The sequence below is a fragment of the Desulforamulus aeronauticus DSM 10349 genome, assembly GCF_900142375.1.
GTDB lineage: Bacteria > Bacillota > Desulfotomaculia > Desulfotomaculales > Desulfotomaculaceae > Desulfotomaculum > Desulfotomaculum aeronauticum.
On sequence record NZ_FRAR01000004.1, the window covers coordinates 168,122 to 180,833 of the forward strand.

Annotated in this window: 12 protein-coding genes; all 12 read right to left on the reverse strand. The window is 45.8% G+C overall.

The window, feature by feature from the left end; all coding sequences use genetic code 11:
- Window positions 1–12: 12 nt before the first annotated feature.
- The 12 genes from rpe to fmt all read right to left on the reverse strand — a co-directional run bounded on the left by rpe (window position 13) and on the right by fmt (window position 12,686).
- A complete protein-coding gene (gene rpe / locus BUA78_RS00790) occupies window positions 13–693 on the reverse strand; it encodes a ribulose-phosphate 3-epimerase (protein ID WP_072910374.1) in 681 nt (226 codons plus the stop codon).
- A 2-nt stretch (window positions 694–695) separates the two neighbouring features.
- Complete coding sequence (gene rsgA, locus BUA78_RS00795) at window positions 696–1,574, reverse strand: ribosome small subunit-dependent GTPase A (protein WP_072910375.1); 879 nt, start codon at window positions 1,572–1,574, stop codon at window positions 696–698.
- Between the two features lie 29 nt (window positions 1,575–1,603).
- Window positions 1,604–3,481 (reverse strand): Stk1 family PASTA domain-containing Ser/Thr kinase, encoded by a 1,878-nt coding sequence (gene pknB, locus BUA78_RS00800; protein ID WP_072910376.1) that lies wholly within the window; start codon window positions 3,479–3,481, stop codon window positions 1,604–1,606.
- A gap of 36 nt (window positions 3,482–3,517) precedes the next feature.
- Window positions 3,518–4,942 (reverse strand): peptidoglycan D,D-transpeptidase FtsI family protein, encoded by a 1,425-nt coding sequence (locus BUA78_RS00805; protein WP_072910377.1) that lies wholly within the window; start codon window positions 4,940–4,942, stop codon window positions 3,518–3,520.
- Window positions 4,926–6,251 carry an FtsW/RodA/SpoVE family cell cycle protein gene (locus BUA78_RS00810; RefSeq protein ID WP_072910378.1) on the reverse strand — a complete coding sequence of 442 codons (1,326 nt, stop codon included), beginning with the start codon at window positions 6,249–6,251 and terminating at the stop codon, window positions 4,926–4,928. The genes BUA78_RS00805 and BUA78_RS00810 overlap by 17 nt, the downstream gene beginning before the upstream one ends.
- A gap of 17 nt (window positions 6,252–6,268) precedes the next feature.
- Complete coding sequence (locus BUA78_RS00815; RefSeq protein WP_072910379.1) at window positions 6,269–6,985, reverse strand: Stp1/IreP family PP2C-type Ser/Thr phosphatase; 717 nt, start codon at window positions 6,983–6,985, stop codon at window positions 6,269–6,271.
- Window positions 6,963–7,457 carry an FHA domain-containing protein gene (locus BUA78_RS00820; protein WP_072910380.1) on the reverse strand — a complete coding sequence of 165 codons (495 nt, stop codon included), beginning with the start codon at window positions 7,455–7,457 and terminating at the stop codon, window positions 6,963–6,965. Before BUA78_RS00820 ends, BUA78_RS00815 begins: the two co-directional genes overlap by 23 nt.
- A 1-nt stretch (window position 7,458) precedes the next feature.
- Window positions 7,459–8,250 (reverse strand): FhaA domain-containing protein, encoded by a 792-nt coding sequence (locus BUA78_RS00825; protein ID WP_072910381.1) that lies wholly within the window; start codon window positions 8,248–8,250, stop codon window positions 7,459–7,461.
- A 251-nt stretch (window positions 8,251–8,501) separates the two neighbouring features.
- A complete protein-coding gene (gene rlmN, locus BUA78_RS00830) occupies window positions 8,502–9,563 on the reverse strand; it encodes a dual-specificity RNA methyltransferase RlmN (RefSeq protein ID WP_072910382.1) in 1,062 nt (353 codons plus the stop codon).
- Between the two features lie 2 nt (window positions 9,564–9,565).
- A complete protein-coding gene (gene rsmB, locus BUA78_RS00835; protein ID WP_072910383.1) occupies window positions 9,566–10,927 on the reverse strand; it encodes a 16S rRNA (cytosine(967)-C(5))-methyltransferase RsmB in 1,362 nt (453 codons plus the stop codon).
- Complete coding sequence (locus tag BUA78_RS00840) at window positions 10,924–11,733, reverse strand: DUF116 domain-containing protein (protein ID WP_072910384.1); 810 nt, start codon at window positions 11,731–11,733, stop codon at window positions 10,924–10,926. The genes rsmB and BUA78_RS00840 overlap by 4 nt, the downstream gene beginning before the upstream one ends.
- Window positions 11,730–12,686, reverse strand: coding sequence for a methionyl-tRNA formyltransferase (gene fmt / locus BUA78_RS00845; protein WP_072910385.1), 957 nt, complete (start codon window positions 12,684–12,686; stop codon window positions 11,730–11,732). The genes BUA78_RS00840 and fmt overlap by 4 nt, the downstream gene beginning before the upstream one ends.
- Window positions 12,687–12,712: the final 26 nt, after the last annotated feature.

The window sequence follows — 12,712 nt, forward strand, 5'->3', positions numbered from 1 at the left end:
AACGGCCAATGGCTATCTTTTAGCTGGCACTACCGAAGCCTCTTCTGCTGCTTTTCTTATCTCCTGTACCGCCTGGGCCGGATTGTCACTACCAAAGATCGCACTGCCTGCCACCAGCACATTGGCTCCAGCTTTAGCCACCAAGGAAGCTGTTTGGGCATTAATGCCCCCGTCCACCTGGATTTCTGTGACTAGCCCTCTTTCTTTGATCATCCGGGAGATAGTCTCAATCTTGGGCAACACTTCAGGGATAAATTTTTGACCCCCAAAACCTGGGTTTACTGTCATTAGTAGCACCAGATCAAGCATGGGTAAAACATATTCAAGTAACTGAACAGGGGTGTGAGGGTTTAATGCTACCCCTGCTTTGGCTCCCTTTTCTTTGATCAGGGAAATGACTCTGTGCAGGTGGCTGCAGGTTTCCCCATGAACACACACTAAATCTGCCCCTGCTTTAATAAAATCCGGGATATAACGATCCGGTTGCTCTATCATCAAATGCACATCAAAGAACATCTTGCTGTGCGGTCTCAGTGCCTCAACGATTAAGGGACCAATGGTAATATTGGGTACAAAATGCCCGTCCATGACATCGATATGGAGGTATTCTGCGCCCGCCTTTTCCACCATCTGTACAGACTGAGCCAAGTTTGCAAAGTCAGCCGACAGAATGGAGGGAGCTATTTTCACCATTCTTAGTATCTCCTCTCCTGCTCAATAACTTCCTGTAAAAAGGTTAAATAATGTTGATAGCGATCTTGTTGAATAAGCCCTTGCTCCACTGCCAGCTTAACGGCACACTGGGGCTCATGGTGGTGTAAGCAACCGTTAAATTTACATTCTTCACGGAAAACCTCAAACTCTGGGAAATGGTAGCCCAATTCTACTCGCTCCATTTGAGGTAAATCCAAACTAGAAAATCCCGGGCTGTCCACCACAAAGCCACCCCGCAACAGCGGCAATAATTCTACATGTCGAGTGGTGTGCTTGCCTCTCTTCAGTTTATTACTAATTTCCCCCGTCTTCAGTTCCAGACCGGGCTGTACTGCATTTAAAAGGCTAGACTTACCAACGCCGGAAGGACCGGCAAATACTGAGGTTTTACCCATAAGCAATTCCCGTAGTTCCTCCAGGCCTTGATCCTGTTTGGTACTGGTAATCACAATAGGATAACCTATTCTACGATAAAGTTTTAACCATTCATGTTCTCGGTGTCCGGTAAGTAGATCCGCCTTATTTAAACAAACCACCGGGGCAACATCAGCACTTTCTGCTAGAACCAAAAACCTGTCTAACAAGGCCAAGTTGGGTTCAGGATTTTTAGCAGCAAAAACAATCACCGCTTGATCAATATTGGCCACAGGCGGACGGAATAACTCTGTCTTTCGGGGCAACACCTCATCAATGCGACCGGTATTGCCGCGCACCGGTGTAACCCGCACCCGGTCCCCTACCAGTGCCGGCGTACCCTTCCCCAGGCGAAACTTGCCGCGCAGGGAGCACTCCCAAATTTCTTCCCCTTTTTTCACATAGTAAAAGCCGCCGTAAGCCTTAAATAAAACCCCTTCAAACACTAATGAACTCTCTCCTTGATTTAGCTGCATTATTCAACAGGTATGTCTTTTTCAAGTTGTCCATCCAGAAAAACCCGAATTTTGCCCTTGCCATAGAAACGAATATCTTGGATCACGTTATCCCCAGGCTGATTAGAACTAATATAGGGATAGTCTGTGCCCCGAACATCCTGTCGTTCAATTTTAACCTCGTGAGTTTTCCCGTCATTCGGAACACGTATAGTAACTGTTATTTGCTTTGGTGCAGGTCCAGGGCCAGTGCTAATGGTTATCTTTACTTTATTTCCCTCTTCCAGTTCACTATCCGGGGCAGGATCTTGCTTGGTAATTTGCCCACTCAAATATTCGCTGCTTTCCACTTGTCCGATGGTCTCATCCAAGGCCAAGCCTAAGCGGGATAGTTCAGAAAGGGCTGCTTCCTGAGTTAAACCGATCAGATTAGGCACCTTTTGCACTTGGGGCTTGGGACCTTTACTGAGATGCAGTTTAATGGTACTGCCCCGGGGTGCCTGAGCTTTGCCTTTGGGCTCCTGTTCTGCAACCTTGCCTTTGTCGATATCTTCGCTGTAAACCTCTTCTTCTGCCAGAACTTCTACCTTAAATTTTTGGTTAAATAACGTGTATTTAGCTTCCTCCGGAGAAAAGTTAACCACATCCGGTACTTCTACTAAATCCTGACCAGCACTTACCACCAAGACAATAGCTCGCCCTTTTTTCACCATCCGGTTGGCTTCCATATCTTGGGATATCACATGATCCTTTTTTACAGTATCATGGGGCTGAGTGGAAACACTAACCTTTAAACCTCTTTCTTCCAAGACATGCCGGGCTTCATCGATGTGCATCCCCACCACCGGAGGTACCTTGACTTCTCCCACATTTAAATAACTGTTAAAAACAAACAGCATACCAGCTGCTAAAAGAACCAGCACTAAAGCCAACATGCCCCAGGCCGCAGGCTTCATTTGCCTGCGTTGGCTAGGTTTATCCGACGCACGGCTAATTCTCGGTTCTTCTTTCATAATCAAGGTTGGGCTGGGCAACACCCGAGTGTGCTCTTCGTCCTCAGGCAGATAGGGGAGCATCGTTCTTGTTTCATCACTAATCGAGATAAGGTCTTTGCCTAGGGCTCTGGCACTTTTGTGTCTTCTTTCTGGTAGTTTATCCATAGCCCGGAGAACTACTTTCTCTAGATCCTCTGGTATGTTAGGGTTGATTTCCCGCAAGGATGGTGGCTGCTCCTGAATATGCTTTAAGGCTACACCAATGGCACCGTCTGCTTGGTAAGGTACCTGTCCGGTAAGCATCTCATAGAGAACCACACCCAAGGCATAAATATCTGATTTAGGTCCGGCCGGTTCTCCTTTGGCCTGTTCCGGCGAGATGTAGTGAACCGAGCCAACAATGGCATCCGTATGGGTAATTGTCGAGGCACTGGCCTGGGCAATGCCAAAGTCTGTTAGCTTAGCCCTACCGTTTTTCGTAATTAGAATGTTATGGGGCTTGACATCCCGGTGAATAATACTGTTCTCATGGGCGTGTTCCAAGGCCTCAGCAATCTGACGACCCAGTTGAATAGCCTTGGTCGATGGCAAAGGAGCTTCCCGACGAATAAGTGACTTTAGACTTTCACCTTCCACATATTCCATGACCAAGTAATGACTGTCGTTTTCCTGTCCGACATCATAAATGCTGACAATATTGGGGTGGGACAGGCTGGCCACAGCCTGGGCTTCCCGCCGGAAACGACGGACAAAATCTTCATCACTGGCATACTCGGGCCGCAGCACTTTAATGGTAACCAATCTATTTAAAAGGGTATCTTTCCCCTTCCAAACCAGCGCCATTCCGCCGCCGCCCAATTGCTCTAATACTTCATAACGGTTACCCAGAAGCTTGCCTATCATGTTCTGTCTCACTCCTTACTACAACTAAAACCATATCTATTTGCCAGACAGGGCAGCAGCCATAACATCTCTCGCTATGGGGGCGGCCACTTTGCTGCCTGAACCGCCTTTTTCTACAATAACGGCTACTACCACTTGGGGGTTGTCAGCCGGAGCAAAACCTACAAACCAGGCATGGGGCGCACTCGTAGGATCTTGTGTATTTTTTGTTTCTGCAGTCCCCGTTTTACCTGCTACCTTAATACCTTTCAGGGAAGCCCCTGAACCAGTACCCCAGTCTACAGCATCCACCATCCCCTGGGTAATCAGCCCGGCAATTTCCGGTGTGGTGGCTGAGAGCCAAGGGCTGCTTTCAGTTAACCGTACTACCTGCCCCTCAGGTTTGCGAATCTCTTTGACCAAATAGGGTTTCATAATGGTACCCTGATTAGCAATGGCCGAACAAGCCAACGCCATGTGTAGAGGGCTAAGGAGCGTGTCCCCCTGGCCAAAGGAAGTCTCCGCCAGTTGACTCTTATTGCGACGCTCTGCCACGGCAAAGGTGCCCGCTCTGACAGGAATTTCCAAATCAGGATTTTGATTAAGTCCAAACTTTTCAAAGGTATCCAGCAGGTTATGCCAACCTAACTTTACTCCTTCTTGGGCAAAGTACGTGTTACAGGACAGAGCCAAGGCCTTAGTAAAGTTCACTTGATGGTGTACCTGGTTATCGGTAATTTTGTTACCATCAATGATGACGTACCCAGGGCAATCAATGGTTTTTTCCGGTTGATCAACGTGGTTGGCCAAAATCCCTGCCCCGGTAAGCAACTTAATCACGGAACCAGGTGGGTAGGCTCCCTGGGTGGCTCGGTTTAATAAGGGTGCATTTGCCTCTGCTTTATTCAATTGCTCCCAAATCTCTGGGTCTTTCACGGTATTACTATTGAAAGCCGGGGAACTGACCATGGCTAAAACAGCACCGGTGCGGGGGTCTAGAGCCACCACTGCTCCCCTTCTGTTTCCTAATAAAGCCAGGGCCCGACTCTGCAACGAAGCATCTAAGGTGAGAATCAGGTCGTTGCCTCGGGGAGTACGATTAAGAATTTTATCAAGCAGGTTCTCCACCGCATCGGCTTCCGTTAAACCCAATAGTTCTTTACTATAGGCCGCCTCTAAGCCAGAAGAACCATATCTTTCAGATACATAGCCCACCACATGAGCGGAGGGAAAAACATGCTCTACGGTTTGGTAAACCCGCTGCCCTGCTTGGCCTTGCCACTTGGTTTCCGCTAAGCTAACACCCTGTCGGTCATAAATAGTACCACGGATAATAGCAGCTTCTTTGGCAGCCATACGGCGATTTTGGGGATGGGTAGCCAATTCCTCACCTTGCTGAAAGGTGATATATGTTAAATAAAAAAGAAGAAGAACAAAGGTTGATAATAGAAAGTAACTTAGCTTTTTAATATTCTGTTTCATTTCCTTGATTTACCTCGTGGGAAATGTTCAGCAGCATCCCTAATAATACAAAATTAGCCACCAGTGAGCTGCCGCCGTAACTAATAAAGGGTAGTGTTACCCCTGTCATGGGTAACAACTTAATAACACCCGAAATAATAATAAAGGTTTGTAAGCCCATCAGAGCTGTAAACCCCGTGGCCAGGAGTGCCGTAAAATCATTACGGGCAGTTAGGGCAATCATGAAACCCCGAAAAATAAAACACATGTACAAAACCAAAACGGCGCAGCCGCCTACCAAACCTAACTCTTCCACAATGGCGGAAAAAATAAAATCGGTGTGAACTGCCGGTATTAAGCCAGGAAGCCCTTGACCCAACCCACTGCCAAAAAGTCCTCCAGAACCAAGGGCAAACAATGACTGAACAATCTGGTACCCTTTGCCGCTACTATAAGCCCACGGATCCAACCAGATGTCAACCCTAGCTTGCACATGATCAAAAATATAGTAAGCTACGGTACCACCGAGAGAGAATAAGAGCAGTCCCGCCAGTACATAGAACATGCGAGCTGTTGCTGCATAAACCATCGCCAAAAATGTACAGAAATAAATAAGTGCTGTTCCTAAATCCTTTTGAAAAACCAGTATTAACAAAGAGATCCCCCACATGACAACCAAAGGGCCATATTCCCGGATACCAGGAATACTAATACCCAAAAGTTGATCACTACCGGCAGACAGCACTCTGCGGTTTTCGGATAGAAAACTGGCCAGAAACATCACCAGTAATAGTTTAACAAATTCAGAGGACTGCAGTTGAAACAACCCTAAGTCCAACCAACTACGGGCACCATATTGTTCTCTGCCAAAGAAGATGGGTAACACCAACAGAATCACACCAGCTGCCACATAAATATATTTATAGTCCTCTAACCAGTCCATTTTTCGGAGCAGCGTGGTGATGATAACCAGAGCCAAGAGGCCAAATAATAACCAGACAAATTGCCTCTCCGCATACTGCGGTCGTAGTCGAAATAAAAATATTAATCCCAGAGCCGTTAGCGATGCCGTAATAGGCATTAAGTATGGGTCACATTTAAAACCAGCAATCCGCCAGTAGGCACTAATTAGCCAAAAACCAGCCATTGTACCCATACTAAGGATCACCACAAACCACCAGAAGGGCAACTTATAGCCACTGCCTAACGCTAGTTCATAAACAGTATTAAATTCTGGTTGTCCTAAGTAAAGAACCAGTACACCCACCGCCAAAAAGGCTGTGATATAGTACAATAGACTGCGTTCTTCCTTACGCAGGTTTGCCAGCAAGTTGACACCTCCGAGAATTACTCTATCTCCACCATGACCATTGCAATATTATCTAACCCTCCCCGCCCCAGAGCGGTCTCTAATAAAACCTCCAAACATCTGTCCAACTCGGGTTGAGACTCAGCAATTAACCGAATTTCCTCCGGTCTCAGATGATTAGTCAAGCCGTCTGTACAAAGAAGGATTCTATCTCGGGGTTCTAATTGTAAATGATAAAAATCAAACTTCATGGTAGGAGCAGTACCCATAGCACGGGTTAAAATATTTCGTTGAGGATGGTTTAGCGCCTGTTCCTCGGTAATCCCACCCTGGCGAAGCATTTCACCCACCAGTGAATGATCATCCGTGAGTTGGCTAATAGCCTCTCCCCTTAGGAGATAGGCCCTGGAATCTCCTATATGTGCCAGGTAAAAATCTTTTTCAATAATGAGACCCGCTGTTACGGTAGTGCCCATTCCTTTGTACTCAGCAAACTCGGAAGACATCCGATAAATCCGGTAATTGGCTTCTTGCATAATCCGCTGTAAGGAGACCGCTACCTCAGAGTTGGTCTTTAGAGCATCTCTGAGGTTCTCTTCCAGGTAATTGAGAGCGGTGCTGCTGGCAATTTCGCCTGCTTTGTGACCACCCATCCCGTCCGCCACGGCAAATAGACCAATGTCCGGGCAGGCGCACATACTATCTTCATTGCCGGAACGAACCTTTCCGACATCAGTTATCTGACTCCATTTCATACGCCCACCTCACAAAACGAAAAATTACTTCCCCTATACGAAGTCGATCCCCGTTAGCCAAAACGATCTCCTTGGTAACAGGTACTTCGTTTAAGAATGTATGATTCAAACTTCCCAAATCCTCCAGCCAGTATTGTCCTTGTTTAAAGGTGATACGGGCATGCTCCTGGGAAGCATAATGACCGGATAGGTGAATATGATTTCCTCGCCCACGACCAATTTGGGTTATATCCCCTAGAGGGAAGGATTCCCCTGGGACAATAACTTCCTCACCGGAAGATATTACCTGTAAAGATGCACCGTCTCCGCCTGAAGAAAGAAGCCGTGTTTTAAGTAACCCCGGCTGCACTGGCTCTTCTTTGGCAGAAGCTTGCCGTAGCTGATCCAACATACTGACGGTTAATCGAAACAGAAATAGATATAGAAGTATTAAAAATAAACCCCGTAAAATTGACACTCCAAGCGCAAGCACACTAAAACTCCTTAAATATCAGAACTGTATTGCCCACCGTAATGACATCCCCTGTGCTGAGTTCCATCTTGTCAATGGGTAAACCATTGACAAAGGTTCCGTTGGTGCTGTTTAAATCGGTTAGCCAGTACCTTCCACCAATTTTTTCTACCTGAGCATGTCTTCGAGAAACACCTGTATCATTAATAATAATGTCACAGGTGTCCCTGCGTCCAAAGCTAGTACGGAAATCATTTAGGGGGAATTCCTTTCCGGCATCTGCCCCCTCCTCCACCACCAGACTGGCTGCAATTTTTTCTTTTATATTTGGCAGTGGAGCGGTATCGCTTAGGGCTTGATATCCCTTGGGTTGCTGTAAATCTAATTCAGGCTCCAGCGCTTCTTTGGTTGTTGATATTGCCACATCAGCATTTGGTTCCGGTATTTCGTAATTGCTTTCTATAACAAAGTCCCCCGGCTGCAGGTCCTCCTGCTGGGCAAATTCAATGCGAGGACGAGATACTAGAGTAAATTCTTTCTCTGCTGCCTTATTGATCAGGTAATCGGCTAATTCTTCTGCCAGTGGCTGAGTAATAGCTTTTAAACTTTCAAAATCCTCGGAGTTTAATAGCACTGTATAGCTGTTAGGCACATAAATATTAGCTACACTAACCCGCCGTTTGTCGCGCATCGAGCGAGCCAGCTTTTTAGCAATATCATGGGGCTGCACACGAGCCTGAGAACTGAATTTGTCCTTAAAAAACCCCTCGATGTATTTTTCCAAACTATTTTCCAGTCCTGAGAACAGACGCATAAGATCACCTCACTATGGCAGTAAGCCCGAGAATCTTTGATAGTATTGGCCATCCGTTGAAAAATTGGCCTTAATTCCTAGGCTATAGGCCTATGTAGAGTTAATTCTTAAGAGTACTTTGTTGGTACTTTATTACTGATAGATAAAGATAAATACTCAATGTTGCATAACAACAAATATTGCAATCTATGATAAACTTCTTTCTGATTTCCCCAAAAGCTAAAGGTCAATGGCTAATGATTTACAGCCAACTAGCAGGACCTGCGGTCTTCCTCATACCTCCGCCTTAGCTGTCCACAGGCGGCATCAATTTCTGCGCCTAATTCACGGCGTACGGTGACATTTAAACCACCTTTTTCTAGTATAATACGAAACTGTTCCACCCTTTCCGGGGGGGTTCTTGTAAAACCTCTTCCTTGTACGGGATTGGCTGGAATCAAATTAACGTGACACATCAGTCCCTTTACTAGGGAGACCAGCTCTCTTGCCTGATCTTCACCATCGTTCACCCCGGCCAGCAAGGCATATTCAAAGGTAATCCGACGACCAGTGATCTCTATATATTCTTTACAGGCAGATAACAATTCTTGTAAAGGATAACGTCGGTTAATAGGAACCAAATGATTGCGTAATTCATCGTTAGGTGCATGCAGAGATATGGCTAGGGTAATGGGTAGTTTCTTGAGCGCTAATTCCTTAATTTTGGGAACCAAGCCACAACTGGATAAAGTAATATGTCGATAACCTATGTTAAGACCGTATTCAGCATTGATGTTTTCCAGAAACCTTACCACATGATCATAGTTATCCAGGGGTTCGCCAGCCCCCATAATAACAATATGACTCACCCTTTCTCCGCTATCCTGCTGAATTCCCAAAACCTGATCGTACATTTCTCCAGGACTTAGGTTTCTTACTAATCCTTCCATGGTTGAGGCACAGAACATGCAACCCATTCGACATCCCACCTGGGTAGAAACACAGGCAGAGTTACCATAGGAATGCTTCATTAAGACACTTTCCACCCCATGACCATCCGTTAAACCAAAAAGATACTTGACGGTATCTCCTCGGGCAGATTGTTGTTTGGTTAAAATATTGGGGTGGCTTACGGTTGCCACCTCTGCTAAGCGGGACCTTAATTCTTTGGATAGATTACTCATTTGCTCAAAGGAGACAGCTCCTCTGGCAAAAATCCAGTTGGCTACCTGCTCAGCCCGAAAGGACTTCTCACCCAAGGTCTGGAAGAACTGTTTTAATTCCACGAGGTTTAGGTTTTTCAAATTTACTTTATCGTTGCTACTTCTACACATTTTTAATCAAATCCTTTTTTTCTTAAACGTGCAATGAAAAACCCATCCATCCCATGCACATGGGGTAAAAGCTGAAGATAACCCTTTTCCGCTGTGGACTCCTGATCTAACCCTGGGGGTAAGAACTGCCTGAGATCACCCATGATAAATTCCGGGTGTTCTGTTAGAAAGTCTTCTACCACACCAATATTTTCTTCATGGGTTATGGTACAGGTACTGTAAACCAGTACCCCTCCCGGCCTCAGACACTTGGCTGCGGATTGTAAGATCTCTTTTTGCAATCTCACAATACCCGGCAGTTGGCTGGGATCTTTACGCCACCGAGCATCCGGGCGTCTCCTTAATACCCCTAAACCAGAACAAGGGGCGTCTACCAGGACATAATCAGCCCACCCTTGGTATTCCTTATGTACGTCCCGGGCATCCGCTACCTCGACTCGAATGGAGGTAATACCCAGACGTTGGCAATTATCTATAATTAAATCCAGCTTATGGTTATATATATCGAAAGCAACAATTTCACCTGAATTTCTCATGAGTTGTGCAATATGAGTAGTTTTACCGCCAGGTGCCGCAGCCACATCCAATACCCGGGAACCGGTGGCTGGGTTTAATACGTGAGCAACCAACATAGAGCTTTCATCTTGAACCTGGTAAAGTCCTTCTTGAAAGGAAGTAAGAGAACGGTAGGATAAAAAGTTTTTTAGGTTTAACCCTTCCGGTACATACTGGGTTTCCCAAGCCTCCACACCCTCTTCCTTTAAGCGATCCATCAATTCTTCCCTCGAGATTTTCAGGGTATTGGTCCGTACCGTGTTGGGGGCTGGTCGATTGTTAGCCTGACAAAGGGCAACGGTACCATCAAAACCATACTCCTTTAACCACCGTTCCACTAGCCACGTAGGGTGAGAATATTTAAGAGCAATATGGTCAACCGGGTCCTCTTGGGGGTTCGGGTAATCTAAATTGTTCTGTTGTCTTGCCACATTACGCAGAACACCATTAACAAATTTAGCAGCTCCGGCATGGCCAAATTTTTTGGCCAAGTTTACGGATTCATTGCAGGCTGCGGAATCTGGTACCCTGGGCATAAACATGATTTGGTAGGTACCCATGCGTAGGATATTTCGAATCCAAACTGTTTGGGAAGCAAGGGGTTGCTTAAGAAAGTGTGCCAGTACCCAATCTAAAGTATTTAAATTGCGCAGCACCCCATAGACCAATTCCGTGGCAAAAGCCCGGTCTAATTTCCCGGGCTGATATTGTTCTAACACTTTGTTTAGAGCGAGGTTGGCATAAGCACCTTCTTCTTCAACCATTTTACCAACCAACAATGCCAGTTCCCTGGCGGATAGATTGCTCAATGTTTCGTTCCTTCTCCTCTCCCGTGGTTCTGGTTACCTAAGAAAAATTCTATCGCTTTGGTCACTCCCGGGGTAAATACCGCAGTATTAAAACAAGGGCCAAAGGGCCGATCATTTAACACTCCCAGGACCGGAATAGGACTGCAATCCTGAATACCGCTGGCCAAATCTCTTTCACAGGCGATGGCTACAATAGCTTTGGGCCGATATTCCTTGACCAGTTTTCGAGCCAAGGTTCCTCCGGTGGCTACTCCCACCCGAATACCATATTGATCCCGCATGGTTAGTAAATCTGATACCTGACATCTGCCACAACGGTGACAGTTATTAATATCATTGGTTACCTTATGGGGGCAGGTATTTTCTTGAATGCAATGAGGTGCCAACAACAGCACCTGGTCAGGACGTAACTCCAGTGGGTTCGTACGAACCAGTTCATTATTAACACTGATAAATGAATTTTTAATTCTATCAACATCAATATGAAAAATTCTCCCTAACCCTAGAGCAAAGGGAAAAAGTGAACTCATGGCCACTCGTATTAATGGCTGCAACGGCTTAATAGTTTGCGCCAACCAGATGGTTAATACAATACCACCAACACCGAAGGCAAATACCACGATCCCTATAATAATGAAAGCTACAGCGCTAATTAAAATGACTTGATGCATCAATGTAATAGGGTGATAAAGCAGATACCAAATGGTAAAAATTAGAAGACCTACAATAAATAAACTGGCAGCCAATAGACCCACAAATAACCGTTTACGAACGTGTGGCAAATGTGACTCTTCAGGACTAATCACAAGGCTTCAACTCCTTCTTGGCTACCCAGAATCGTCCCGGGGGTCAAGCTTTTTCCCCTGAGAAATTCTTTGACTTCCATTCTCTTGCTTCCCTGGAGTTGTAATTCTTGAACTAAAATCTGTCCCTGACCCGTTTGTATTAGTATACCAGAGGGAGCCTCTTCTAAAACTGTACCCGGTAGAGAATTTATTTCCCGAGCCTTGGGAAGCTCTGTACGCCATATTTTAAGTACTTTATTCTGCCAAAGGGTATAGGTTCCCGGCCAGGGGTCCATACCTCGAACATGATTGTGTATGTCTCCGGCTGCTCTATCCCAATGGATTAATTCGTGCTCTTTTTTCAGCATGGGTGCATAGGTAGCCAACCTGTGGTCCTGGGATGCTCTGGGAACCTCACCTTGTTCCAGTAAATCCATGGTTTCTATCAATAATTCTGCACCTAGCTTGGCTAAACGGTCATGCACCAAACCTACATTGTCCTGGGGGGCAATAGTAAGATATTTTTTTAGGATCATATCCCCGGTATCCATACCCTCATCCATGAACATGGTTGTTACACCGGTCTCCCTTTCGCCGTTCATAACAGACCAGTGAATAGGTGCGGATCCTCGATAATAAGGTAAAAGAGACGCATGAACATTGATACAACCTTTAGGGGGTAATTGCAATACGGCCTGAGGCAATATCTTACCATAGGCCACCACTACAATACATGTCGGTTGTAGCTCCCGTAAAGTTTGCAAAAAATCCTCAGTTTTGATCGTAGCCGGTTGTAGAACCGAGATATTATGTTGCAAAGCCAATACCTTTACGGGAGGTGCTTGTACCTGTTTCCCTCTTCCTTTGGGACGATCCGGCTGCGTAACCACCGCAACAACTTGATGTTTAGAGGCAATTAATGCTTGAAGAGAGGCCGCAGCAAAATCCGGCGTACCCATAAAAACTATTCGCATATCTTTCTCCTCTTACCTGCTCAATC

Coding starts and splice junctions, on each gene's coding strand:
- rpe (WP_072910374.1), bottom strand. CDS start 693: ATGGTGAAAATAGCTCCCTCCATTCTGTCGGCTGACTTTGCAAACTTG.
- pknB (WP_072910376.1), bottom strand. CDS start 3,481: ATGATAGGCAAGCTTCTGGGTAACCGTTATGAAGTATTAGAGCAATTG.
- BUA78_RS00805 (WP_072910377.1), bottom strand. CDS start 4,942: ATGAAACAGAATATTAAAAAGCTAAGTTACTTTCTATTATCAACCTTT.
- BUA78_RS00815 (WP_072910379.1), bottom strand. CDS start 6,985: ATGAAATGGAGTCAGATAACTGATGTCGGAAAGGTTCGTTCCGGCAAT.
- BUA78_RS00825 (WP_072910381.1), bottom strand. CDS start 8,250: ATGCGTCTGTTCTCAGGACTGGAAAATAGTTTGGAAAAATACATCGAG.
- rlmN (WP_072910382.1), bottom strand. CDS start 9,563: ATGTGTAGAAGTAGCAACGATAAAGTAAATTTGAAAAACCTAAACCTC.
- fmt (WP_072910385.1), bottom strand. CDS start 12,686: ATGCGAATAGTTTTTATGGGTACGCCGGATTTTGCTGCGGCCTCTCTT.